Raw genomic sequence first — 23,745 nt, forward strand, 5'->3', positions numbered from 1 at the left:
TTTTGTACGTTGAGGTCAGCTTAAAATGACCGATTATTTATTGCAATGGGCATTACATAGAGAAGTTATATAGATGATAGATCAAGCGAGTGGCTTAAGAAAAATGCAAAACCCCGAATACATAAAAGTCATCGCCGTTTCTGGCGGTAAAGGCGGGGTTGGTAAAACTAATGTCTCATTAAATACTGCCATTTCTTTAGCTAAATTAGGTAAGCGGGTTTTAGTGCTAGATGCCGACTTAGGCTTGGCTAATGTTGATGTTATGCTAGGTTTGCGCGTAAAACGCAACCTGTCGCATGTGCTATCGGGTGAATGTGAACTGGATGATATTATTATTCAAGGCCCTGCCGGCATTAATATTATTCCTGCGACATCAGGCACTCAATCTATGGTGGATTTAACCCCAGCTGAGCATGCCGGACTTATTCGTGCTTTTAGTGATATGAAAACCAAATTTGACATTTTAATTGTTGATACCGCTGCCGGTATCTCAGATATGGTATTAAGTTTTTGCCGTGCATCACAAGATGTTTTATTAGTCGTGTGTGACGAACCCACCTCAATTACTGACTGTTATGCCTTAATGAAATTGTTAAGCCGAGATCACGGGCTATTCAAATTTAAAGTGGTGGCAAACATGGTGCGCACCCCGAATGAAGGTAAAAATTTATTTGCGAAATTAGCTAAAGTCACTGACAGATTTTTGGATGTCACTTTAGAGCTGGTTGCTGTTATACCTTATGATGAAAATATTCGTAAATCTGTGAGAAAACAACAAGCGATTGTCGAGGCATATCCTAACTCGCCAGCGTCAATTGGCCTTAAAGCACTTGCCAAAAACATTGTGAGCTGGCCAGTGCCAAAACAAGCCTCTGGGCATTTAGAATTCTTTATTGAGCAATTACTAGAACACTAAAGCTGTTGAGCTTTTAACTTGTAGCTAGGTATGAACATAACGACGAAGCAGGGTTACAATTGGACAATTCGTGGTGTTTTTTTTTGCATGAGTTAAGCGAGCTCTAGCTATAGCAAGTGTGTAGGTTTTTTTACCGCCTGTTAAAGGTCTATCGTTGTTTTTTAACTAACATCGTTAGCAAGTGTAAACTAGCATAGCTACCTAATATGTCTGTCGCCTTGTTAACTGAAAGCCTAATCTATAGCCGAGACTAGAATGAAAATTCTACAGGCCCTATTTAACAAACAAGTGAGTTATCGTGTTAAAAGTACATACTTATAGTGTTGATAAATCGGCCTTGCTGGAGCGACACACAGTACTCGTGAAGCGCATTGCTTATCATTTGCTTGCCCGACTACCGGCCAGTGTTTTGGTTGATGACCTTGTTCAATCAGGCATGATAGGCTTATTTGAAGCGGCAAATAATTTTGATAATAGCAAAGGTGCTAGCTTTGAAACTTTTGCGGGTATTCGTATTCGTGGTGCCATGCTTGATGAAATTCGTCGGGGTGACTGGGTTCCCCGCTCAGTGCATAAAAATAGTCGCATGATCAGCGAAGCCATCAAAAGCTTAGAAGCGCAATATGGCCGCGACGTTACCGATGTTGAAGTGGCTGAAAAACTTGAGATTTCAATCAATGAATACCATCAGATACTGAATGACGTGAGTTCAGGGAAAATTATTGGTCTTGATGATTTAGGTGTTAGTGATGATGTGATTGAAATAGCCCACAGTCACCAGCAAGATGAACCTTACGCTAACATTGAACAAAGTTTCTTTAAAAAGTCATTAGCAGAGTGTATTTCTTCTTTACCCGAGCGTGAAGCTTTAGTACTGTCCTTGTATTATGACGAAGAGCTTAACCTTAGAGAAATAGGCCAAGTACTTGATGTGAGTGAATCACGGGTAAGCCAAATACACAGTCAAGCGATGCATAGATTAAAAGCTCGTATGCAATCGTGGCAAAATTAAGTAGAATATTAAAAATATTGTAAAATTTTAAATGTTATCACCGGAGGGTGTCTTGGAAAAAAATATGAAAGTGCTTGTTGTTGACGATTTTTCAACAATGAGACGCATAATCAAAAACTTATTACGCGACTTAGGTTTCACCAATATATCAGAAGCAGATGATGGTAATACCGCGCTGCCGATGCTGAAAGCTGGTGATTTTGATTTTGTTGTTACTGATTGGAATATGCCAGTTATGCAAGGGATAGATTTACTTAAAGCCATTAGAGCGGATGAAAAGTTATCTCATATTCCAGTATTGATGGTTACTGCAGAAGCGAAGAAAGATCAAATTATCATGGCAGCTCAAGCGGGAGTTAATGGTTATATTGTTAAACCTTTTACAGCTGCAACGTTAAGCGCAAAGCTTGATAAAATTTTCCAACGTCTTGGTTAATCACCAATTTTTTTACACAAGGCTGTTATATGAGTAAATATACTAGTATCCATGTTTCTTTAGAACAGGCTAAATTGTTGGTTAAATACCTTGAGGCAGATCAGCAAAACAAAGCGGATGAGTTAATTGCAGAAATTCAAAATCCAGTTCAAACTGCATTGTTTGAAGAAATAGGTAAGTTAACTCGCGAATTGCATAATTCATTGAATAACTTTCATTTTGATTCACGTTTGAATGATTTAGCGACTGCGGACATTCCAGACGCTAAAGAAAGATTGAATTTTGTTATTGATCGTACCGAAGAAGCGGCTAATAAAACCATGGATGTTGTTGAATCAATTTTTCCTGTGGTTAGTAATATTCAACAACAAATCAAGAACGTTAATCCGCTGTGGCATAAATTAATGCACAATGATCTTGATATTACTGATTTTAAAGTATTATGTCGAGATATCGATGTTTTACTGACAACAACAGAAAAAGAAACCAGCAAAATTCATGGCTTAATGACGGATGTTTTGATGGCGCAAGATTTTCAAGATCTTACCGGCCAAATTATTCGCAAAGTTATTGATTTAGTTTGTGAGGTTGAAGACAGCTTAATAAATATGCTAACAGCCTTTGGTATGGCTTCCAAACAAGAGCAATCGAATTACTTACCAAAATTAGGTGAAAACTTAGTTGAAGGTCCGATTGTTAATCCTGGAAATCGTAAAGATGTTGTTTCAGATCAACACGACGTTGATGATTTATTATCAAGCTTAGGTTTTTAATAGGAGTTACTAAATGTCATTTGAACAAGATGAAGAAATTCTTCAGGATTTTTTAATTGAAGCTGGGGAAATACTTGAAACCTTGTCAGAGCAATTAGTTGAGCTTGAAAATGATCCTGAAAATGCGGAATTGCTCAATGCTATTTTTAGAGGATTTCATACAGTAAAAGGTGGTGCTGGCTTTTTGTCACTTGCCGAGTTAGTTGATGCCTGTCACGGTGCGGAAAATGTTTTCGATACCTTAAGAAATCAACAACGATCAGTTACCTCCTCATTAATGGATGTTATTCTTAAAGCGCTCGACACCATTAATGAAATGTTTGCTCAAGTACAAAATAAAGCGCCATTAAGCCCGGCAGATCCTAGTTTGCTAGCCGAGTTACATCGACTATCTCAGCCGGAAGGACAAGCAGAGTCTGTGGCAGAAAATGCGCTTGCAACGGCTGAGGAAAATATACCGGCAGCTGATAGTAATTCAAGTGACGAAATGTCAGAAGATGAATTTGAACGCCTATTAGATGAACTTCATGGCAGCGGTGCAAAAAAAGCCAGTGCGGCTGTAGTTGAGCAGCCAACAACATTGAGTAGTGGTAGTAGTAATGATATTTCGGATGATGAATTCGAATCATTACTGGATGAACTGCACGGCCAAGGTGCATTTTCTCCTGCGGTGACTCCTGCGGTGACTCCTGCGCATGCTAGCACAGAAAATTCCGCATCGGCTGATGAAATAGATGATGATGATTTTGAGTCGTTATTAGACGAACTGCACGGAAAAAATCAACGACCTAAAGCTCAAGCACCGGAAAAACCTGCTGCCGCTGTTACAAAAGCGGCAAGTGCTCCTGCGGCGAATAACATCGCGGCTAAACCGGCAATAAATCAAATACCAGCAAGCACTGACAAAAAAACCGCACCGGCAAAGCCCGCTCAAGCTGAAACAACGGTGAGGGTTGATACCAAACGACTAGATCAGATCATGAACATGGTTGGCGAGTTAGTTTTAGTGCGTAACCGTCTAGCGAGTCTAGGCATGACAAAAGAAGATGAAGAATTAACCAAGGCCTTGTCAAACCTAGATGCGGTCACTACTGACTTGCAAGGCGCGGTAATGAAAACGCGTATGCAACCCATTAAGAAAGTGTTTGGACGTTTTCCTCGTGTGGTACGAGATCTAGCCCGTAGTCTCAATAAAGAAATTAAACTTATTCTTGAAGGTGAAGAAACCGATCTAGATAAGAACTTAGTTGAAGCTTTAGCCGATCCTTTAGTGCATCTTGTGCGCAACTCGGTTGATCATGGTATTGAAGCCCCTGATACTCGTGAAGCCGCGGGTAAGCCACGAGAAGGTATTGTGCTATTGTCAGCATCACAAGAAGGTGACCATATTCTACTCACCATTCGTGATGATGGCGCTGGCATGAATGCGGAAAAACTAAAAGAAATAGCCATAAATCGTGGTGTTTTGGATGCCGACGCTGCAGCACGTATGTCTGATAAAGAAGCTTTTAGTTTAATTTTTGCCCCTGGATTTTCAACAAAAACCGAAATTTCAGAAGTATCAGGCCGTGGCGTAGGTATGGATGTGGTGAAAACAAAAATCACCCAGCTAAATGGCACCATCAGTATCGACTCAGAAATGGGTGTTGGCACCATACTTGAAATTAAAGTGCCATTAACGTTAGCCATATTGCCAACCTTGATGGTGGTGATTGGTAAACAGACTTTTGCCTTACCCTTGGCCGTGGTTAATGAAATATTTCACCTTGATTTAACTAAAACTAATGTAGTTGATGGACAGTTAACGATTATTGTTCGTGAAAAATCCATCCCATTATTTTATCTTGATCAGTGGTTAGTGCGAAATTATGTTGAAAAACCACGAGAGCTAGGTCATGTCGTTATTGTGCAGTTAGGCAACCAGAAAGTTGGCTTTGTTGTTGATAGTTTAATTGGCCAAGAAGAAGTGGTGATTAAACCACTAGACAGATTATTAAATGGTACGCCAGGTATGGCTGGAGCAACAATAACCAGTGACGGGGGTATTGCTTTAATTATTGACGTACCTAATATGCTTAAATTTTACGCAAAAAAAGCACTAGTGAATAAGAAATTACGCTCATAATATCCATAGGTAATAGCCTGTGGTAAACACATAATCACGACAGGAAATAGATTGTAAATGTCATTTAAAGTATTAGTAGTTGATGACTCCAGTTTTTTTCGACGCCGAGTAACCGATATCCTTAATACAGATGTTAATCTTGAGGTTATCGGTGTTGCTATTAATGGTATTGATGCAGTAGAAAAAGCTATTGCCTTAAAGCCTGATGTCATCACTATGGATATAGAAATGCCGTTATTAAATGGCATTGAAGCGGTTAAACAGATCATGGCAAAAGCACCAACGGCCATTCTGATGTTTTCTTCATTAACCCATGACGGCGCTAAAGCAACGCTTGAAGCATTAGATGCTGGCGCGTTAGACTTTTTGCCGAAAAAATTTAATGAAATAGCTAAAACTACTGAAGACGCCGGTAGTGTATTACGTCAACGCGTTAAGCAATTAGCTAGAAAAAAAATGGTTACAGCCGCACGAGTTTCAAGCTTTCGCTCAAGGGCTGATGTTGAGGACAAAGCTAAGGTCAGTCATGCAACTACCCCAAATGCGGCCACAACAACTACCACACCTCAAAACCAGACCTTTAGAAAAAGTTCTGGCAAAAAATATAAATTACTTGCCATAGGCACTTCAACTGGAGGCCCTGTAGCATTACAAAAGTTGTTAACTCAATTACCTGAAGACTTCCCGCTACCTATCATTATGGTGCAGCACATGCCGGCTGCATTCACCTTAGCTTTTGCTAACCGCTTAAATGGTATCTGCAAGATACAGGTTAGCCAAGCGAATTCAGGTGACATCTTAAAACCTGGTCATGCTTATTTAGCGCCAGGTGGTAAACAAATGATCATTGACGGGACAGAAAGTGCTGCAAAACTAAGAATACTGGAAGACAACTCTGAACGTATGGCTTTCAAACCGAGTGTAGATATTAGTTTTGCTTCAGCCGCTAAAGTTTTTGGTGGTAATGTTTTAGGTGTTATATTAACTGGAATGGGTGCAGATGGTCGCGAAGGCTCGCGATTATTAAAAAATAAAGGCGCAACTATATGGGCACAAGATGAGGAGTCTTGTGTTGTTTATGGTATGCCGCAAGCGGTTAAGGTTGCCGGGATATCTGAACTATCATTGACCCTTGAAAGCTTTCCAGCTGCAATTCTTAAGGAAATACAGCATGGATAAACTCAGTATAGCTGGGCTCCTTATTGCCATTTTCGCTATTTATTTCGGTTTTATTATTGATGGCGGTGCTATATCTTCGTTACTGGAACTGCCCGCCTTCATTATTGTTTTTGGTGGCACGCTCGGTGCTGTTATGTTGCAGTCATCACAAAGTCAATTTTTTCACGCCATAAGCTTACTCAAATGGTTGTTTGTCCCCCCTAAATACGACATTGAACAGGGCATTGAATCGATTGTGCTTTGGGCTGAAAAAGCACGAGAATCTGGTTTTTTGTCGCTAGAATATATTGCCAAAGAAGAAAACGATTTTTACGTTAACAAAGGCTTAAATTTGCTTGTTGATGGTGTAGAGGTTGAGAACCTAAGGGTTTCATTAGAGCTTGATTTAGATTTATATCGTGAACACAATTTACGTTCTGCTCATGTTTTTGAGTCTATGGGCGGATATAGTCCAACCATTGGTATTATAGGCGCTGTGCTGGGGTTAATTCATGCCATGTCGAATTTGGCTGATCCACAACTATTGGGGCAAGGCATCGCCACCGCATTTGTTGCCACTATTTACGGCGTAGGTTTTGCCAACTTACTTTATTTACCGGTCGCTAATAAAATAAAAGCCATAGTACACGAACAAACTATGTATCGTGAAATGATGACCGAAGGTTTGATTGCCATTGCCTTAGCAGAAAACCCACATGCCATTGAAAACAAACTGTCGGCATTTCGGTTGGAGCAATGAGCCGGCTACGCGCAAGACGTCACCTAGTAGAACATGAAAATGTTGAGCGTTGGTTAGTCTCTTATGCCGACTATATGACCTTATTATTTGCGCTTTTTGTCGTGTTATATGCCATGGCGAGAGTCAATGAAAAACCGTTTGCAACCGCGACAGAATCTCTAGGTCGTGTATTTCAAGCGCAGGAAGCACAAACTAAAAATCGCGGTCATGGCGATGATATCTTACCGGTTAATAGTGTAAAAACTAAGCAGGTATTGTTTGGTGATGCTATTGTAGATATCGCTGAACCTGACATTGTTTCAGGTGAGGTAAATTTATCTACTGTCTCAGATGCTCAATTGGGTAGCAGTTTAAGCTCCTTAGAAAAAGATCTTCATGAAGCCTTATATGAACTAGTAGAGTCCGGTTACGCGCAACTGCAAATTGATGGTGATTGGCTGGAAATTGAATTAAACAGCAGTTTATTGTTTCCAAGTGGCTCGGCGTCGCCCACCAATGGCGCAAAAGATATTTTATTGGTTATCTATCAAATTATTGCCGAGACCAACAACTACATTAGGGTGAGAGGTTATACCGATAATCAAGCGATTAAGACCGAGATTTTTTCCTCTAATTGGGAGTTATCAGTATTTAGAGCAACCGCCATTTTACGGACCTTAGAAGCCTTAACCTTAAACCCGGCTCGAATGGCTATTGAAGGTTACGGTCAGTATTATCCAAGTGCTGACAATAGTACAAGTGCAGGGCGGGCCAAAAATCGTCGTGTCGTTATTGCGCTTTCTAAATACGGTTTAGAAAAAGCCAAGGTAGTGGCCCCTCCCAGTATCTCAGAAGAAAATGTAGCCGTAATTAACCGCATTAGCACTTCAATGGCCGATGATGAAATCCGTATTATCGAACTTGATAATGGTGGTATTCGCATTACCACCCGAGCTGAGACTAAGGCTAACAATGAAGCCACTCAGCCATCAAAAGCAAAAACTAATGAACGATAGGAATTCCACTTGGTAGTTTGGACAGTTGCAAATCAAAAAGGTGGTGTCGGTAAAACGACCACAGCTATTGCCTTAGCTGGTTTATTAGCTGAGCAAGGAAAGCGCGTGCTTTTAGTTGATACCGATCCTCATGCTTCATTAAGTTATTATTTTGGTATTGAGTCTGAAGACCTAGAGCTCAGTGTTTATGACTTGTTTTTACAGGTGTCTACTAAAGAACAGATCATGCAAAGTTTATGTCCTACGCATTATAGTAATATCGACATACTCCCCGGCACAATGGGCTTAGCAACACTGGACCGCGCACTTGGCAATAAAGGCGGCATGGGCTTAGTGTTAAAAAAAGTGATGTCTGCAATTGAAGGTGAATATGATTATGTATTAATTGATTGCCCGCCGATTTTAGGGGTCTTGATGGTGAATGCATTAGCGGCTAGTGATAGAATTATAGTGCCGGTTCAAACTGAGTTTTTGGCACTAAAAGGTTTAGATCGGATGATGAAAACCTTAGAAATTATGCAAGCTCAACATCCTTTGCCGTTTAAATATACCATTGTTCCTACCATGTTTGATAAACGTACTAAAGCATCAAGAACGACCTACCAAAAATTACAAGACCTTTATGGCGAGTTTGTTTGGCCTTCAGTTGTACCAATTGATACTAATTTTCGTAATGCCAGTGTTGCCCAGAAGGTACCTTCAGATTATGCCGCAAAATCTCGTGGTATCATTGCTTATAAAAATTTATTAAAATATCTCATTAACTTAAACACAAAGAGTAAGTAAGCCGATGCCAAAGTCTTTAGCTGCAAGTAAAAAACTTATGCAGACTTATTTGTCAGAGTTGCTTACTGAAGAAGAAGTAGAGCAAAAACCAGCACTGCCGGTTAAAGAAAGACAACATCAGCCACTAGAAAAGTTACTGAATAGCGCTACTTTTCCAAAGGTTTTTGCATCAAACGATATCGAGAAATTAAGTTCAACTAAAGCTGACAGTCAAAGTTCAGTTCAAGACGCTACGATTAGCACAAGCGATATAAGTAATGCAGGAGAGCAAACATTATCAGAAAAAGTAGCAGATCAAGTTGCACTGAGACAGGCAGTAATAAACTCCGCTGACCTTAATGAAAAGCTAATTACCACCGGTAAAAGTACAGATGGAGTTGAGGATACTCAACAACACAGTTATCGCCAAGGCGACTTTCAGGTGATGTTTTTCGAGGTTGCGGGCTTAATGATTGCCGTACCACTAATCGAGTTAGGTGGTATTCATAACACAGATAAAATCACGCCGCTGATGGGTAAGCCGGATTGGTTTAAAGGTGTTATGCTTCACCGAGCAGCAAAAGTTAACGTGGTTGATACCGCTTTATGGGTTATGCCTGAAAAGTGTGATGAAGCATTAATTTCAGCACTTAATTACCAATATATTATCATGTTAAATGATTCATCTTGGGGCTTGTCGGCTGAGAAGTTGGTTGATACGGTAACGCTCAAGCAAGAAGATGTTAAATGGTTAGATACCCAAAACAAGCGTCCTTGGCTAGCAGGGTTAGTAAAAAACCGGATGTGCGTACTGTTAGATGTTGAATCTTTAATTAAGTTATTGGAAAAAGGTGTAAATATAAGCCAAGAATAATTGATGAATGTAAACTTGCCAGTATACTGAGAGCCTAAGTGTTCTGGTCATTAGAATAACAACTAAAATTTAAAGAGGTCAGCAGTATGTCTGATGAAAGACGCAATGCAAGTGAACGTGTAAACATCAATGATGAAATACTACAATGGGTAACGTTTAAGCTAGATCGAGAAACCTACGGTGTCAACGTTATGCAAGTGCAAGAAGTGTTACGTTACACTGAAGTAGCACCTGTACCGGGTTCGCCAATGTATGTTATGGGTATCATTAATCTGCGTGGTAATGTTGTTACCGTTATTGATACTCGTATAAGGTTTGGGCTTGAGTCTGCTGAAATAAACGACAATGCTCGCATCGTGATCATTGAAGCTGAAACACAAGTTATTGGCATTTTAGTTGATAGCGTTGCGGAAGTTGTTTATTTAAAATCATCAGAGATTGATGTAGCACCCAATGTAGGCAATGACGAAAGCGCCAAGTTTATTCAAGGCGTGTCTAACCGAGATGGTGAATTACTGATTTTGGTTGATCTCAATCAATTACTCTCTGACGAAGAGTGGGATGAACTAAAGGAATTCTAATTTTAGCTAATAAGCCTGCTTAAGTAGACTTTTATTGCCAGCGAAGCCAATTAAACTTATGGAAAATATATCTGCTAACCTGAACAGCTTAATTGGCTTCGTCATTGTGATACTCGTTGTGCTGTTATTAGTGGCGCGAAAAAATCGTTTTGCCCAACAAATAGATGAATTACAACAACAAGTAAATAGCCAAGAAATACAACTGTTAGAATTACAAGATTTACTTGCCAGACAGCAATCGCAGTTAGAAATCAATCAACAACACTGCACTGAGTCGCAAATAGAAAACGAACAAGTTAGCAAGCAATTAGAACACCGCATTAAAGTGACTCAGGAACAGTTCAATAACCAATTTCAAAGTATCGAACAACTGTTACATCAGCCACCTGAAGATAAGTTATACACTCGAGCCCAAAAATTGGTTGAGCTAGGTGCAGGCCTTGCTGAAATAATGCGAGAGTGTGATATTCCTAGAGCTGAGGCTGAAATGTTGCTTTCTATTCATCAAAGAAAAGCTGTAAAGTAGTACCATTACTATAAAATACCGTATTTAAACGTTACATTTTTACGTAAAATCTTAAACGCTCTCGTGATAAACTGCACAGTAGAGAAATTTTATTTTTAGCTTTATAACCTATATATTACTTAATGGTTATAAGACAAGGATCCTGTAGTGAATAGAATAAAAAAAGTTGCCTTGAAAACCCGGTCAATACTTAGCTTAAAACTCTTGCTAACCCTAATTTTTTCGTTTTTTTTAACGGCTTGTTCGACAACGCCTTCGTCAGAGCAAACGCTATCTGATCCAAAAGATCCGCTAGAAGTGATTAACCGACCTTTTTGGACTTTTACCTGGGATTATGCAGACAAATACGTCTTCAAACCGGCATCGCAAGGCTATGTTGAATATATGCCGACAGACTTGCGCAAAGGTGTTCATAATATGGCACTGAATCTTAATGAACCTTCAACAATCATTAATGATTTATTACAAGCAAAGTTTACTGATGCAGCAAAGTCCACCGGACGCTTTGTTTTGAACTCTACCATCGGCTTATTAGGCTTTTTTGACCCAGCCAGTGATTTTGGTTGGAACCGAAAACAAGAAGAATTTGGCGAGGTACTTGGCAGTTATGGTGTGGGTGACGGCCCTTACTTGGTTGTTCCCGCGCTTGGCCCTTCATCGGTACGTGAAGAGGTAGGTGATTTTGTTGATAGCTATTACTGGCCACTTGCCGTTATCGATTTTTGGCCTAATATTTTACGAGCTGGCGTTTTAGGCTTGGAAGCTCGAGCGTCGCTTGCTGATCAAGAAGCTATTTTAAATGATGCCATCGACCCTTATGAGTTTGTTAAAAATGCCTACTTTCAAAATATGCAGTTTAGAGTTTATGATGGCAACCCACCCATTGAAGTTAACCAAGCAGAAGAGGCCAATATTGACGCTTATCTAGAAGAGCTTGAAAATATGCAGCCTTAATATTTTTAATCAAGACTGATGCTAGGAATCAACTGAAAAATAATAAAAAGCGAACTAAAGTTCGCTTTTTTGGTATTGAGCAACGGCGTTATCTAGGTGCTTTTGTGTAAAAAATAACATAATAGGTCTTAACAGCAAAAAATAGGCAATCAGCACCATCACAACGGATGCTGCCAAGGCAAACCCTTGCAGATTTGCGATAAAGAAAAATGGTGGTATCAGCAATGATAACTTAATCATATTCAAAATAAACTTTTCAGGCGGAGAAAGTTTTGCTTGCGCTAAGGCTAGAATAGCTTGTCGTTGATGTAAGCTAAATACCTGCAAGGCTGGTATTTTATTGGAAGAAAAATAAATAGTCATAAAATTTCAAGTAAATATGTGCTCAAACTATAGGTAGCGCTATCATACAAAAATGACACTAAATGTGCCATGGGCAAATACGATAGTGAGTGATTTATTAACATGGTTGCTGTTTATTGTAATCCAAAGTTAACAGTACAAAGTTAACAGTACAAAGCTAACGGTACAAAGATAGCGATAAGTTTTAATTTAGACGCGAGCAGTACAAAATAGCGCTGAGGTATCAGTAAAGAACACTAAACATGGTTACAACAGACCCCGTCATTATGAGCACTAAAATTTGACTAAAACCTGAGCACTAATCCCTTAAAACTTCCCTTATCACTATTTGTAAACCAAGATTTATGCCATTAAGTGAGCGGATAAATTAGCCGACAAGTGCCTTTAGAAATACTAAATAAAAATGATGGTCTTGAGCCTAAGCTACATCCGTGGTTAAGAAAGGTAAAATATCGACTTTAGATGCAAAGTTTCTGATAAATTTGTCAAAACGAGTTCCTCAGTCGCGTGCAATTTGCTAGAATTGCGACAATTTTTATCAGTAGGTGATTTTTAAATGAATATCATAGAAGCTAACTTTGATGCAACCGGTAAGAAATTCGCGATTGTCGTCTCTCGTTTTAATAGTTTTGTTGTTGAAAACTTACTTGAAGGCGCCGTAGATACACTTAAACGCCATGGTAATGTTGCTGATAGCGACATTACCATCATCCGTGTTCCTGGTGCCTATGAGTTGCCAGTAGCGGCTAAAAAAGTTGCTGCGAAAGGTGGATACGATGGCATTATTGCTATTGGTGCCGTTATTCGTGGCGGTACGCCGCATTTTGATTTTGTTGCTGGCGAATGTAATAAAGGCCTAGCACAAGTGGCTATGGAATATACTCTGCCAGTGGCATTTGGTGTTATTACCACCGATTCTATTGAACAAGCTATTGACCGTGCCGGCCTTAAAGTAGGCAATAAAGGCGCTGAAGCAGCATTAAGTGCTTTAGAAATGGTTAACGTGCTCGATAAGTTATAACAGGATATTTTTGTGAAACCATCACCTAGAAGAAAAGCCAGAGAATTGGCAGTACAAGCCGTGTATTCTTGGCAACTAAGTAACAACAACGTTGCTGAAATTGAATTGAATTTTTTGACTGAAAATAGTGCTCGTCGTTTTGACATTCCTTATTTTCAACAATTGTTCCGTGGAATTTCAGCACAAATTAGCAGCATTGATGAAAAAATATCTCCTCATGTTGACCGTCCACTAAAGGATGTTGACCCGGTTGAAAAAGCGATCTTACGCGTCGCGGTGTTTGAATTATCTGAATGTTTAGATGTGCCTTATCGTGTCATCATCAATGAAGCCATTGAGTTAGCAAAATCATTTGGTGCAGATGATAGTCATAAGTTTGTCAACGGCGTTTTAGACAAAGTTGTTAAGCTTGTTCGTCCGAACGAATAGTCATAATTTGGTTGTAATATGAAAGAGTTTGAATTGATCAAGCACTTCTTTAGTGAGCAAGTGATCAAACGCAAGGATGTGGTACTCGGTATCGGTGATGACTGTGCTATAGTCAGCCCTGCTGAGCGTCAAAATATTGCAATAACCACAGATACCTTAGTCGCTGGTGTTCATTTTCCTCATGAAACCAGCGCTCGCGCTATTGGTCATAAATCAATAGCCGTGAATCTATCAGACCTAGCGGCAATGGGCGCTGAACCTAGTTGGATTTCTTTGGCGATCACCATGCCAGAAGTCGATCTAAAATGGATTGAAGAGTTCTGTCTTGGTGTCTTTGAACTGTGCGAATATTATAATGTGCAACTCATTGGTGGCGATACTACGCAAGGGCCTTTGAGTATTACTGTTACCGCGCAAGGTTTAGTACCAATAAATAAGCATTTGACTCGTTCAGGCGCCAAAGCCGGTGATTGGATTTATGTTACTGGTGAAGTTGGTGATGCGGCATTAGCCCTAAAGCATATTTTACATGAGGTAAATGTTGCACCTGAATATCGAGAAAGTGTGCAGCACAGTTTAGATTTTCCAACACCGAGGATCTTGGCTGGACAGGCACTTCGTGGCTATGCCAGTGCGGCGATAGATTTATCTGATGGTATTATTTCAGACTTAGGCCATCTTTGTACCGCTTCTAAGGTAGGTGCTAATATTGTATTAGATCACTTGCCAATTTCTCAGGCATTACAAGCTACGGTTGGTATGGAAAAAGCCTTTGAAATGGCACTGACGGGTGGTGATGATTATGAATTGTTATTTACGGTATCTGAAGACAACAAAGTGGGTATTGAAACTGCTTTAGCAAATACCAGTAACACGATAACCTGCATTGGTCAGATTAATCGCAGTGAAAAAATAACCACAACTTTAAACCGTAAAGCTGTCGCTATTAAGACTAAAAGCTTCGAGCACTTTTCTAGCAGTAAAGAGTGATGATGAAAAATTCTACGGCAAACTTTAAACTATCAAATCCAATCCATTTTTTGGCGCTAGGTTTTGGTAGTGGTTTAGCACCTAAAGCACCGGGTACTTTTGGTACCTTAGCCGCAATTCCACTATTGTTGCTGTTTGCACCGCTTAACAATACGCTGTATTTAACCTTGTTAGTGGTGATGAGTGTTGCAGGTATTTATATCTGTGGCAAAGCGGCAACTGATGCAGGGGTTCCTGATCATGGCGCGATAGTGTGGGATGAATTTGTTGGCTTTTTGATCACCATGTTCTTGATGCCATTAACCTGGCAGACAATACTGGTGGGTTTTATCTTATTTCGATTTTTTGATATTCTCAAGCCTTGGCCTATTTCCTATATTGACAAAAATTGCCATGGCGGACTAGGTATTATGCTTGACGATATAGTCGCGGGTATCGCGGCTTGGGCTTGTATGATGCTAATTTTTTATTAAGCTAATAACCAGTCAATAACCTATCACTAGAAAAGCCAAAGAATGTATTCTTTGGCTTTTTCATTTTGTAGACAAACAGGCTTTAGTGCCCAAAGGCAGCTAAGCAAAATAAGGCCAATTGATGTTTAAGGCAGCTTATTGTAGCTCGCTATCTATGCCAGTAGTTATGCAGGTAACCATGCCGGTAGTGATGCCGTTAGTATGCAGCTAGTCATACCGCTCAATAGGCTATAAAACAATGATTGCATTATTCACTGGCATACGTGGCGTTACGATATGAGTGCTTGTTCGCACGTCATTTAAAAGATTCGCTACTTAAAGAGTAATAATATGACTCAGTTAAAACCACAATGGCAAAAAATTATAGCTCATGAGCAACAACAAGCTTATTTTCAACAATTATCGCAAGAAATTGCTCAGCAAAGAGCGAACGGTGAGGTAGTACTGCCAGCTGAAGAGGATGTTTTTAATGCTTTTTCTACCCTTGATTTAGCCAATGTGAAAGTGGTTATTCTAGGCCAAGACCCTTATCATGGCCTAGGTAAAAGTGGTGAATCACAAGCACATGGTTTAGCTTTTTCGGTGCGCAAAGGCATTAAAGTGCCACCTTCTTTAGTTAATATCTACAAGGAGCTTAAGCAAGATATTACTGACTTTAGCATACCTCATCATGGTTATTTGAATGAGTGGGCACAACAAGGCGTTTTACTGCTCAACACTGTGCTGACCGTTAAGCAGGGACAAGCACACTCTCACGCTAAATTGGGTTGGGAAGAGTTTACCAATAAAATTATTGCTGAAATTAATCAGCATAATGCCGGCTGTGTATTTTTACTCTGGGGCAGTCATGCGCAGAAAAAAGGTAAAAATATTGATCAGCAAAAACATTTAGTATTAAACGGGCCGCACCCATCGCCACTTTCGGCTTATCGAGGCTTCTTCGGTTGCCAACATTTTTCTAAAGCTAACTTATGGTTAAAAGCACACAATAAAACCGCCATCAATTGGCAAATTAGCGATTAAAAAGTCGTTATTATTGCTCGCTTTTAAGAAAATAATTTCACTTTATAGCGATTACTAACATTTATTTTCAGCTAAGGCTTAAAATCAATCATTAAAAGTAAATTTTTTCATTAATATGTTTATTTGTAAATTTAATTTGCTATTAATCTTATTTTATTGGTTTTTTGTTTTACAAAGTAGCAATAGTGCTAGTATGTTTTCATTATAGAAAGTGAAGAGCATAGAGCATGTCATTAGAAAATTATTTTTTACCCTTTCGCCAACATGTCATTGGTAAAAATTTACAACATCAAATTAATGGTCAACAGCTTGATATTATTTATGCCGATTGGACAGCAAGTGGCCGGTTATACCAACCTATTGAAGACTATTTGACCCAAGAGTTAGGCCCTTATGTCGCTAATACGCATACTGAGACTAATCTAACTGGTAGTGCCATGACCCATGCTTATCATGACGCCCAACATATTATTAAACGCCATGTAAATGCTTGCGACAATGATGTGTTGATCACTGCTGGCGCGGGTATGACGGCTGTTGTTAATAAATTTCAACGGATTTTAGGTTTGCGAATTCCTGAGCGTATGCAAGCGCAAGTGGCGTTTGCAGAAAATGACAGACCTGTGGTGTTTATTACCCATATGGAGCATCATTCTAATCAAACCTCTTGGTATGAATGCGATGTCACCTTGGAAATTGTTGAGCCTGATAGTCAGGGTCTACCTTCTTTAACGCACCTAGAATCCTTGTTAGAAAAATACCAAAACCGTAAGGTGAAAATAGGCTCTTTTTCTGCTTGTTCAAATGTTACCGGTATTAAAACCCCGTATTATCAGCTTGCAGAAATTATGCATCAACATGGCGGTTTATGTTTTGTTGATTTTGCCGCTTCTGCACCCTATGTTGATATTGATATGCACCCGAGTAATCCTAAGCAAGCGTTAGATGCGATTTACTTTTCGCCACATAAATTTTTAGGTGGTCCTGGCAGCTCAGGGGTGTTGGTTTTTAACAAAGCACTTTATAAAAACAAAGTGCCAGATCACCCAGGTGGCGGCACAGTAACCTGGACAAATCCTTGGGGCAAACACAGTTTTTTTAATAATATAGAGTTGCGGGAAGATGGCGGAACCCCCGGCTTTTTACAATGTATTAAAACCGCGCTAGCGATCAAATTAAAAGATGCCATGGGTGTTGAAAAAATTCAGCAACGTGAAGCTCAAATCAGCCAATATGTTATGGATAACTTAGCTAAGAATGAACATGTGGTGATGCTCGAGCCTAATATACGTCAGCGTTTAGCGATTATTTCGTTCTATGTGCCGGGTGCTCATTATAATTTAGTCGTGCGGTTACTCAATGATAAATTTGGTGTACAAACCCGTGGCGGCTGTTCATGCGCGGGTACTTATGGTCATATTTTATTAAAGGTGGACCAAGATACCTCCTCAAAAATAACCCAGCAAATAGACTCAGGTGACTTTGCCGAAAAGCCCGGTTGGATCCGAGCTTCATTTCATCCTACTACCTCAGATAAAGAAGTTGCCTTTGTGGTTGAAGCCATCAATCAAGTGACTGAACATATAGCGCTATGGAGCAAAGAGTACCGTTTTAATCCAGCGTCTGGCGACTACGAACATGGTAAACCCGAGGTTGATTTTCCGAGTTTATCTGACTTTAATGCCTTACCAGAAACTGGCTCAGCCGTTAGAAATAAAGTGCGAGAAACGCCATCAATATTACGGAAAATATTTGGCTAGAGGATTAAAGAGTGCTGGGTGATTAAGAAGAAAATCACCCAGTAGAAAGTTTTTCAGGCATAGTATTATGGCTCAAAAACAACCATCATTTCAGCGGCTTCGCAATGACAGTCATGATGACATATCGTACATTCATAGCCTGCTAGGCTTAATTCATGCCAACGGTCTGGGTGGTCTTTAATTAATATACCACCAGATTTAGTAAAATATTTTACCGCACTATTGCCTGGGCTTTGTTTCCATAAGTGGCTAACGCCGGCAATGGCACCTTGTTGCTTAACGGCTGCAATTGAGCGCTTTAATAGCTCACCACCAATGCCATGGCCACGGTAATGCTCATCAACCGTATTGCACTTAAAATAGCAAACTTGTTCGGCAGGCACTGGCCAGAGTTCAGTAGAACACCATTTGTCTATCTGCCATTGCTGTGAGGCATAAGTAATTCTAAAGCCAACCAATTTTTTATCATGATAAACCACAAAACCCGCGTTAATAGCATTTTTAAGTCCTTTATCGTACCAAACTTGCATGCTAGTTTGATCAAGATAACCAGCGCCGTGTACCTCGGTAGCTAATTGAATAACTTTATCAAAGTCAGCAGGGGTTAATGCTTGATAGTTGAGGGTGATGGTCATAAGATTATTTTTATTGAGTGAGTTATTACAGCATTGTACTGTTTTTTTTGAGATACTTTAAGCGCACTAGTGTTTAAAACACTATAAAAAATTAATATAAAAAATTAATATAAAAACCTATTAGGTTTTGGAAGTGAAAATGTACGATCCTTTACACGATTTATCACCAGGCTGTAATCAGGCCTACCCCGAGAGTTATTGGGCTAATGTCTCAGGCATAGCACCGGAACACGATGGCGCCGTTATCGCTGATCTTGATGTTGACGTGGCTATTATTGGTGCAGGATATACCGGTTTATCTTGCGCGCTACATTTGGCTCGTGAGCATGGTATTAAAGCTCATGTGTTAGAAGCTAACCAAACCGCTTGGGGTTGCAGCGGCCGTAATGCCGGTTTTATTTTGAAATCTTCAGGTCGCAAGTCTTATGGCCAAATGGCTAAGCAATGGGGCGAAGAGGTTATGCGCGGCATTTATCAAGAAATGGCCGCGGGTGTTGAAACAGTCAATTCACTGATTAATGAAGGCATTGACTGCGATAAGCAAAGCGCAGGTTATATTAAAGTTGCCCATAAGCCTAATAAACTCAAAGAATTAGTTGAGCTAGCAAAACTGCAGCAGAAAATGTTTGGCTATGATGTTGAAATTCTTTCACAAAACGAAGTACGTCAGCAATACATGGACGATCGTAATGCTTATGGGGCTATTCGTTATCAAGACGGTTTTGGTTTAAATCCGTTAAAACTTGCTTGGGGCTACCAAAAGTTGGCGCGACAAGCAGGCGCTAAAGTGCATTGTGCGACACCGGTTAACCACTGGCAATCACAAGGCAATAAACAACAACTTCATACGCCTAATGGTATTGTTAGTGCACAAAAAGTGGTGATAGCTACCAACGGTTACACTCCAAAAAACTTTCATCCATTAACAACTGATAGAACATTGCCGGTACTTTCACAAATTATCGTTACCGAGCCGTTGAGTGCAGCGCAAATAGCCGCGTGTAATTTCTTAACCTCGAATGTTGTTATGGACACGAGAGCATTAAAATATTATTACCGTAAGTTACCTGACAATAGAATATTATTTGGTGGCCGCGGCGCTATAACAGGTAAAGGGGCTGACGACCCTTATTATGCACAACGTTTACTGACGGTATTAAAAACCAGTTTTCCTGCGTTAGCTAATATCACTTATAGTTACGCTTGGTCAGGCTGGATTTGTATGGCGTTGGACGATTTGCCACACATTCATCAAAATGATCAACAATCGGTATTTTACAGCATGGGTTATTGTGGCAGTGGCGTATCGTTCTCGGTACAAGCAGGCAAACGTTTAGCTGAAAAAGTGGCTGAAAAGCCAGTGCCTAATTTACCTCTGTATAATAAAGCACTACCTAAATTTCCATTTGCTCCATTACGACGAGCAGGGCAATGGGGCTATTTTCATTACGGTAAAATAAAAGATCAGTGGTTTTAAGTGCCCATTGAGCTAAAATCAAAGATCCTTGGTTTTAGCGTGGTAACTGTAAAGTAAATTTTTACCTCAGGTTTAATCGATGCGGTTAGTGCGCTCGTCTTGTTTAAATGCCTTTATATTCGCGGCGACTAAATTAAGTAAGGCTTGCTGTGCTTGTTGGCTTGCCCAAGCGATGTGCGCGGTTATTTTCAATTTGGTTGACTGTGCCGCTAACAGGATATGATCTTTTGGTGGCGGCTCTTGCTCTAATACATCCAAAATTGCACAAGCCAATTGGTTATTATTTAATGCCGCTAATAAGTCATGATTATTAACTAAAGCGCCTCTGGCGGTGTTAATCAGTATGGCGCTATCTTTCATGCTGTTGAATATTTTTTTATCAAACAAGCCTTCAGTTTCAGCTGTTTGTGGACAATGTAAACTAATGATGTCAGCCTGAGAAATTACCTGTTCAAAGGCCACTCGGTCGATACGTATTGCTACTGCCTTAGGTCTTTCAGCAATGAGTACACGCATATCGAAAGCGCGAGCGATTGTCGCTACTTTGCTACCTAATGCGCCGTAGCCAATAATCCCCATGGTTTTTCCCGCTAATTCAACACTGCCTTTGCCGTGCATGCAAAATGTATCACTAGCTTGCCATTGGCCAGCACGGGTATTGTTATTGTGATCTTCTATTTGGCTGTAATAGGCCAGTAGTTGAGCAAATACATATTGAGCGACTGAGTTTTTTGCATAACCACTGACATTAGTTACCGCAATGCCAAGCTCGCGCGCGGCATCAATATCAACATTATTAATGCCTGTGGCTGTGATACAAATGAGTTTTAAACGGGGTAACTGGCTTAATATTGCCTGGTTAAGTATGACTTTATTACTTAAAATAATTTCAGCGTCGATGCTACGTAGCAATACCTGTGCTGGTGTTGTGACCGGGTATAAATCTAACTTACTCACCGTCTGGCGAAGCACAGATAAGTCAAGTGAAGGGCTAAAGGTTTGATAGTCTAAAAATACCGCGCGCATGTTATCTACTCAAGATGAAAATTTAGCTCAGTTTATATCAATTCTAATGAGCGACTCAATCAATGCTTATTTTATTGCATTAAAGCTCAACGCCTGACTATCAATAGAAAGTTAATAAAATAGAAAGTTATGAAAACAGCAAGTTAAGGCGTTTAATCGCATCGAACAACCGCTTACAAGCGCTAACCAGAGCGGCCATCAGCGCGTGCTTTTAGTAGCATAGGTCCATAACATATAACAAACAGCATAAAACTGAACATCCAAAGTAAGCCGCTGATATCAATAAACATCATGGTTTTGTCTGGCAATACCCAAGGGCCAAAACTCCGTACTAAGCTTGCTAATATTAGCGCTGCAAAAGCCAACGACATCAGCTTAGGCGCTTGTAATGTTCTGCCGGTATGGCCCAAAGATACCCGTGAAATCATAGCAAGAATAACACCACCGAGCCCGCCCACGGTGATTAAATGCCAAATAGGGCTACTGGGAATTTCAGGGATTAAATAACTCAGGCCAAGCAATATCAAACCAAAGGCCAAGGCTTTGATTGCCCAGTGTAATGACCAAAGTAATGGCACGCCTAAGGTGATCCAAGGGCGCCATCTAAACCATCGCACGGCTTGAAAAATGCCAGCAAAAACTAATAGGCCACCGAGATAAAAATGGTTTAAGCCAATAACTGGCTGCAGTAGCAGCAGTATAGTGATCAGGGCTAGCGGGCCATTAGTAAGTTTATCAAGCCAAGGTAGCGTGGTTGCTTTGGGCGTTTGAGTACCATTTGCGGTAAACATGGGCACTACGCGACCGGCCATCACTGAAATCAGTAAAGTCATTAACATCACACCGGCATAACCTGCGTATTGAATAGAGACCGATTTTGGGTAGTATAGGCTGGCGTGCATTTGGACATTAGCGATGGTGAAAATGCTTAATAAAGGCACGAAGAATAAGTTGCGATACTGTTTAACCGCCAATATCGGCTTGGCTAAAACAAAAGCGATACAAGGCAAAAAGGCCAAATCTACTATTGTGGTTAATCTTGTACCCAGTAAATCAGGAAAAATTAAGCACACTCGGCCGAGTAACCACAAAGAAAATAAAGCGGCGAGCATTTTGCCTTGCACACCGTGCAACCCAGTCCAATTTTGTACGGCGGTTAATAGAAAACCGGCAATGATGGCACAGCCAAAACCAAAAATCATTTCGTGAATATGCCACCAGTAACCACCACCGAAAGGCTGAAAATTTAGCTCAGCTCGGTAGAGCATTAGCCACAAGAGCATGGCGATAATACTAAATATCGTGCCAGCGAAAAAGAAAGGACGAAAGCCGAGCCTAAATAAGGGGATTATTTGCTGTTCTTTTGCTAAATCAGTTTTTTTGTCTAAATCAGCTTTTTCTAAATCAGAACGTTGCATTACAGGTGCAATCCTAAATTTTTACTTTGTGATTATCATAAAGCAATTAATCAGCATTACTTTGGGGCAAATCAAGTAATGGGTGGTTATTTAAAATTTTTAACGGTTATTTGGATACGGGTAATTCTAATTCAACAATTTGCTCGGCAATTAATTCCAGTTTTTCTGCCATCAATGCTTGGGCATCATACAAACCGCGATTGTAATATACCGCCCCTAATTCTTCAGTAAAAAAGTCGAGTAAAAAATCAGCATCAAATTGCTCTAAATCTTGCTCTAATTCCTTAGTAAAGTAGCCTTGTAGCTTGTCGATTAATAGCGACTTTTCGGTGCGAGTAAATTTTATTGGCGACATAAATACGTTTTCCTGCATGACAAATAACCTAATGAATTGGCATTATACTCAAGTCACTTCAAGATGCATGTTTATGGCTTCATAAGGACCTAACTTTAATAACTTTAAGAGCTAGCGTTGTAGAAATGTTTATTCTCGCTAACTGCTCTTGCGTTACTCCACTTCACTACGTCGATGTTGATTTTTTGATTAGAGAATGACAATCCCGCAAAAAAATGCCTGGTTTAAATCGTGTTTAATGACCACTGAAGTGAATATATTGCCGTGATTTGGGTATATACTCACCAGATGAAAACTAATTTAAGTATGACATGGTGAATAAATCGTCGTTTAAGCAATGGTGGCAAACAGACTGTCAGTTTTGCCGTAAATCAAGAATGATTATTTTATGGTTGGCGTTGATGTTAATTGCTGATAGTTTGTGGTTTGGTTTAATACCCATTTGACTCATCAAGTGATCTGCTCATTTTAACCATGTAAAATGAGCAGTTAATCAATCAACTTGGTTTAATTATTCACTAACAAAATAAAGAGGTAATACTATGACTTATCGTTGGACCGACTCACTTGAGATAGCACTTGATTTGATCGAAGCACATCCTGATGTAGACCCGATGAAATTACATTTCCCCGAATTAATGCAATGGGTGTTAGCGTTAGAAAATTTTGAGGATGACCCTAAACATTGTGGCGAACGCATACTTGAAGCTATTCAGTTAGCCTGGATTTCAGAAGCTGATTAACTACAGGTTTAACTACAGGTTTAAATATAGGCTTAACTATTTAGCAGCTATAATAGGTAATTAAAACTGAATGATTAAGCTTTATCACTATTCAAGAGGTGATATTTGGCTATAATGTGCCCATCATTATTCTTATGATGAATCTTCGTCATTCACT

26 protein-coding genes are annotated in these 23,745 nt (G+C 39.9%); 21 read left to right on the forward strand and 5 right to left on the reverse strand.

Annotated elements, in window-relative coordinates:
* The first annotated feature begins 73 nt into the window (after positions 1 to 73).
* The 13 genes from H4J65_RS06155 (at position 74) to H4J65_RS06215 (ending at position 11,875) form a co-directional block, all read left to right on the forward strand.
* Positions 74 to 916 (forward strand): MinD/ParA family protein, encoded by an 843-nt coding sequence (locus tag H4J65_RS06155; RefSeq protein WP_182134826.1) that lies wholly within the window; start codon positions 74 to 76, stop codon positions 914 to 916.
* Positions 917 to 1,214: 298 nt separating this feature from the next.
* Positions 1,215 to 1,928: an RNA polymerase sigma factor FliA gene (locus tag H4J65_RS06160; RefSeq protein WP_182196789.1), complete on the forward strand. Its 714-nt coding sequence runs from the start codon at positions 1,215 to 1,217 to the stop codon at positions 1,926 to 1,928.
* A 52-nt stretch (positions 1,929 to 1,980) separates the two neighbouring features.
* Positions 1,981 to 2,364 carry a chemotaxis response regulator CheY gene (gene cheY / locus H4J65_RS06165; protein WP_182134830.1) on the forward strand — a complete coding sequence of 128 codons (384 nt, stop codon included), beginning with the start codon at positions 1,981 to 1,983 and terminating at the stop codon, positions 2,362 to 2,364.
* A gap of 29 nt (positions 2,365 to 2,393) precedes the next feature.
* Positions 2,394 to 3,137 carry a protein phosphatase CheZ gene (locus tag H4J65_RS06170; protein WP_182196798.1) on the forward strand — a complete coding sequence of 248 codons (744 nt, stop codon included), beginning with the start codon at positions 2,394 to 2,396 and terminating at the stop codon, positions 3,135 to 3,137.
* A 13-nt stretch (positions 3,138 to 3,150) separates the two neighbouring features.
* Positions 3,151 to 5,262 (forward strand): chemotaxis protein CheA, encoded by a 2,112-nt coding sequence (locus H4J65_RS06175; protein ID WP_182196801.1) that lies wholly within the window; start codon positions 3,151 to 3,153, stop codon positions 5,260 to 5,262.
* A 57-nt stretch (positions 5,263 to 5,319) separates the two neighbouring features.
* Positions 5,320 to 6,441 carry a chemotaxis response regulator protein-glutamate methylesterase gene (locus tag H4J65_RS06180; RefSeq protein WP_182196804.1) on the forward strand — a complete coding sequence of 374 codons (1,122 nt, stop codon included), beginning with the start codon at positions 5,320 to 5,322 and terminating at the stop codon, positions 6,439 to 6,441.
* Positions 6,434 to 7,180, forward strand: coding sequence for a flagellar motor protein (locus H4J65_RS06185; RefSeq protein ID WP_182134838.1), 747 nt, complete (start codon positions 6,434 to 6,436; stop codon positions 7,178 to 7,180). Before H4J65_RS06180 ends, H4J65_RS06185 begins: the two co-directional genes overlap by 8 nt.
* Complete coding sequence (locus H4J65_RS06190; RefSeq protein WP_182196806.1) at positions 7,177 to 8,175, forward strand: flagellar motor protein MotB; 999 nt, start codon at positions 7,177 to 7,179, stop codon at positions 8,173 to 8,175. The genes H4J65_RS06185 and H4J65_RS06190 overlap by 4 nt, the downstream gene beginning before the upstream one ends.
* Before the next feature lie 9 nt (positions 8,176 to 8,184).
* Complete coding sequence (locus tag H4J65_RS06195) at positions 8,185 to 8,961, forward strand: ParA family protein (protein WP_182134842.1); 777 nt, start codon at positions 8,185 to 8,187, stop codon at positions 8,959 to 8,961.
* Between the two features lie 4 nt (positions 8,962 to 8,965).
* Positions 8,966 to 9,814: a chemotaxis protein CheW gene (locus H4J65_RS06200; protein WP_259367545.1), complete on the forward strand. Its 849-nt coding sequence runs from the start codon at positions 8,966 to 8,968 to the stop codon at positions 9,812 to 9,814.
* 86 nt (positions 9,815 to 9,900) lie between these two features.
* Positions 9,901 to 10,395 carry a chemotaxis protein CheW gene (locus H4J65_RS06205; RefSeq protein ID WP_182134844.1) on the forward strand — a complete coding sequence of 165 codons (495 nt, stop codon included), beginning with the start codon at positions 9,901 to 9,903 and terminating at the stop codon, positions 10,393 to 10,395.
* Between the two features lie 58 nt (positions 10,396 to 10,453).
* Positions 10,454 to 10,921 (forward strand): DUF2802 domain-containing protein, encoded by a 468-nt coding sequence (locus H4J65_RS06210; protein WP_182196809.1) that lies wholly within the window; start codon positions 10,454 to 10,456, stop codon positions 10,919 to 10,921.
* Between the two features lie 147 nt (positions 10,922 to 11,068).
* A complete protein-coding gene (locus tag H4J65_RS06215) occupies positions 11,069 to 11,875 on the forward strand; it encodes a VacJ family lipoprotein (protein WP_310649922.1) in 807 nt (268 codons plus the stop codon).
* A 54-nt stretch (positions 11,876 to 11,929) separates the two neighbouring features.
* Here H4J65_RS06215 and H4J65_RS06220 read toward each other — a convergent pair whose 3' ends face one another.
* Positions 11,930 to 12,238 (reverse strand): DUF6170 family protein, encoded by a 309-nt coding sequence (locus tag H4J65_RS06220; RefSeq protein ID WP_182134848.1) that lies wholly within the window; start codon positions 12,236 to 12,238, stop codon positions 11,930 to 11,932.
* 556 nt (positions 12,239 to 12,794) lie between these two features.
* Between H4J65_RS06220 and ribE the strand changes: the two genes are divergently transcribed.
* The 6 genes from ribE (at position 12,795) to H4J65_RS06250 (ending at position 17,934) form a co-directional block, all read left to right on the forward strand.
* Positions 12,795 to 13,259, forward strand: coding sequence for a 6,7-dimethyl-8-ribityllumazine synthase (gene ribE, locus H4J65_RS06225; protein ID WP_182134850.1), 465 nt, complete (start codon positions 12,795 to 12,797; stop codon positions 13,257 to 13,259).
* A gap of 12 nt (positions 13,260 to 13,271) precedes the next feature.
* Positions 13,272 to 13,688, forward strand: coding sequence for a transcription antitermination factor NusB (gene nusB / locus H4J65_RS06230; protein ID WP_182134852.1), 417 nt, complete (start codon positions 13,272 to 13,274; stop codon positions 13,686 to 13,688).
* Positions 13,689 to 13,706: 18 nt separating this feature from the next.
* Positions 13,707 to 14,678, forward strand: a complete 972-nt coding sequence (gene thiL / locus H4J65_RS06235; RefSeq protein ID WP_182134854.1) for a thiamine-phosphate kinase — start codon at positions 13,707 to 13,709, stop codon at positions 14,676 to 14,678.
* Positions 14,679 to 14,680: 2 nt separating this feature from the next.
* The gene (locus H4J65_RS06240; protein ID WP_182196811.1) at positions 14,681 to 15,151 is read left to right on the forward strand and encodes a phosphatidylglycerophosphatase A; all 471 of its coding nucleotides are present in this window, start codon (positions 14,681 to 14,683) and stop codon (positions 15,149 to 15,151) included.
* 330 nt (positions 15,152 to 15,481) lie between these two features.
* On the forward strand, positions 15,482 to 16,174 hold the full coding sequence (gene ung, locus H4J65_RS06245; protein ID WP_182196815.1) for a uracil-DNA glycosylase: 693 nt from the start codon (positions 15,482 to 15,484) through the stop codon (positions 16,172 to 16,174).
* 227 nt (positions 16,175 to 16,401) lie between these two features.
* Complete coding sequence (locus H4J65_RS06250) at positions 16,402 to 17,934, forward strand: aminotransferase class V-fold PLP-dependent enzyme (RefSeq protein WP_182196820.1); 1,533 nt, start codon at positions 16,402 to 16,404, stop codon at positions 17,932 to 17,934.
* A gap of 65 nt (positions 17,935 to 17,999) precedes the next feature.
* On the opposite strand, the gene H4J65_RS06255 is transcribed toward H4J65_RS06250, so the two are convergent.
* The gene (locus H4J65_RS06255) at positions 18,000 to 18,569 is read right to left on the reverse strand and encodes a GNAT family N-acetyltransferase (protein ID WP_182196823.1); all 570 of its coding nucleotides are present in this window, start codon (positions 18,567 to 18,569) and stop codon (positions 18,000 to 18,002) included.
* Positions 18,570 to 18,708: 139 nt separating this feature from the next.
* Here H4J65_RS06255 and H4J65_RS06260 point away from each other — a divergent pair, with 139 nt between their 5' ends.
* Positions 18,709 to 20,046 (forward strand): FAD-binding oxidoreductase, encoded by a 1,338-nt coding sequence (locus H4J65_RS06260; protein WP_182196827.1) that lies wholly within the window; start codon positions 18,709 to 18,711, stop codon positions 20,044 to 20,046.
* A 72-nt stretch (positions 20,047 to 20,118) separates the two neighbouring features.
* On the opposite strand, the gene H4J65_RS06265 is transcribed toward H4J65_RS06260, so the two are convergent.
* The 3 genes from H4J65_RS06265 to H4J65_RS06275 all read right to left on the reverse strand — a co-directional run bounded on the left by H4J65_RS06265 (position 20,119) and on the right by H4J65_RS06275 (position 22,863).
* Positions 20,119 to 21,072, reverse strand: coding sequence for a D-2-hydroxyacid dehydrogenase (locus tag H4J65_RS06265; RefSeq protein WP_182196831.1), 954 nt, complete (start codon positions 21,070 to 21,072; stop codon positions 20,119 to 20,121).
* Between the two features lie 182 nt (positions 21,073 to 21,254).
* Entirely contained in the window at positions 21,255 to 22,490 is a 1,236-nt protein-coding gene (locus H4J65_RS06270; protein ID WP_182196834.1) for an NnrS family protein, read from the reverse strand.
* A gap of 106 nt (positions 22,491 to 22,596) precedes the next feature.
* Complete coding sequence (locus H4J65_RS06275) at positions 22,597 to 22,863, reverse strand: DUF2164 domain-containing protein (protein WP_259364499.1); 267 nt, start codon at positions 22,861 to 22,863, stop codon at positions 22,597 to 22,599.
* Positions 22,864 to 23,387: 524 nt separating this feature from the next.
* Between H4J65_RS06275 and iscX the strand changes: the two genes are divergently transcribed.
* Positions 23,388 to 23,588: a Fe-S cluster assembly protein IscX gene (iscX, locus tag H4J65_RS06280; protein WP_146879432.1), complete on the forward strand. Its 201-nt coding sequence runs from the start codon at positions 23,388 to 23,390 to the stop codon at positions 23,586 to 23,588.
* Positions 23,589 to 23,745 lie beyond the last annotated feature (157 nt).

Source organism: Colwellia sp. MB02u-9, from assembly GCF_014077085.1.
Taxonomy (GTDB): Bacteria; Pseudomonadota; Gammaproteobacteria; order Enterobacterales; family Alteromonadaceae; genus Cognaticolwellia.

Coding starts and splice junctions, on each gene's coding strand:
- H4J65_RS06170 (WP_182196798.1), top strand. CDS start 2,394: ATGAGTAAATATACTAGTATCCATGTTTCTTTAGAACAGGCTAAATTG.
- ung (WP_182196815.1), top strand. CDS start 15,482: ATGACTCAGTTAAAACCACAATGGCAAAAAATTATAGCTCATGAGCAA.
- H4J65_RS06175 (WP_182196801.1), top strand. CDS start 3,151: ATGTCATTTGAACAAGATGAAGAAATTCTTCAGGATTTTTTAATTGAA.
- thiL (WP_182134854.1), top strand. CDS start 13,707: ATGAAAGAGTTTGAATTGATCAAGCACTTCTTTAGTGAGCAAGTGATC.
- H4J65_RS06255 (WP_182196823.1), bottom strand. CDS start 18,569: ATGACCATCACCCTCAACTATCAAGCATTAACCCCTGCTGACTTTGAT.
- H4J65_RS06275 (WP_259364499.1), bottom strand. CDS start 22,863: ATGCAGGAAAACGTATTTATGTCGCCAATAAAATTTACTCGCACCGAA.
- H4J65_RS06200 (WP_259367545.1), top strand. CDS start 8,966: ATGCCAAAGTCTTTAGCTGCAAGTAAAAAACTTATGCAGACTTATTTG.
- ribE (WP_182134850.1), top strand. CDS start 12,795: ATGAATATCATAGAAGCTAACTTTGATGCAACCGGTAAGAAATTCGCG.
- H4J65_RS06220 (WP_182134848.1), bottom strand. CDS start 12,238: ATGACTATTTATTTTTCTTCCAATAAAATACCAGCCTTGCAGGTATTT.
- iscX (WP_146879432.1), top strand. CDS start 23,388: ATGACTTATCGTTGGACCGACTCACTTGAGATAGCACTTGATTTGATC.
- H4J65_RS06270 (WP_182196834.1), bottom strand. CDS start 22,490: ATGCAACGTTCTGATTTAGAAAAAGCTGATTTAGACAAAAAAACTGAT.
- H4J65_RS06190 (WP_182196806.1), top strand. CDS start 7,177: ATGAGCCGGCTACGCGCAAGACGTCACCTAGTAGAACATGAAAATGTT.
- H4J65_RS06240 (WP_182196811.1), top strand. CDS start 14,681: ATGAAAAATTCTACGGCAAACTTTAAACTATCAAATCCAATCCATTTT.
- H4J65_RS06155 (WP_182134826.1), top strand. CDS start 74: ATGATAGATCAAGCGAGTGGCTTAAGAAAAATGCAAAACCCCGAATAC.
- H4J65_RS06265 (WP_182196831.1), bottom strand. CDS start 21,072: ATGCGCGCGGTATTTTTAGACTATCAAACCTTTAGCCCTTCACTTGAC.
- H4J65_RS06210 (WP_182196809.1), top strand. CDS start 10,454: ATGGAAAATATATCTGCTAACCTGAACAGCTTAATTGGCTTCGTCATT.
- H4J65_RS06260 (WP_182196827.1), top strand. CDS start 18,709: ATGTACGATCCTTTACACGATTTATCACCAGGCTGTAATCAGGCCTAC.
- H4J65_RS06185 (WP_182134838.1), top strand. CDS start 6,434: ATGGATAAACTCAGTATAGCTGGGCTCCTTATTGCCATTTTCGCTATT.
- H4J65_RS06250 (WP_182196820.1), top strand. CDS start 16,402: ATGTCATTAGAAAATTATTTTTTACCCTTTCGCCAACATGTCATTGGT.
- H4J65_RS06180 (WP_182196804.1), top strand. CDS start 5,320: ATGTCATTTAAAGTATTAGTAGTTGATGACTCCAGTTTTTTTCGACGC.
- H4J65_RS06205 (WP_182134844.1), top strand. CDS start 9,901: ATGTCTGATGAAAGACGCAATGCAAGTGAACGTGTAAACATCAATGAT.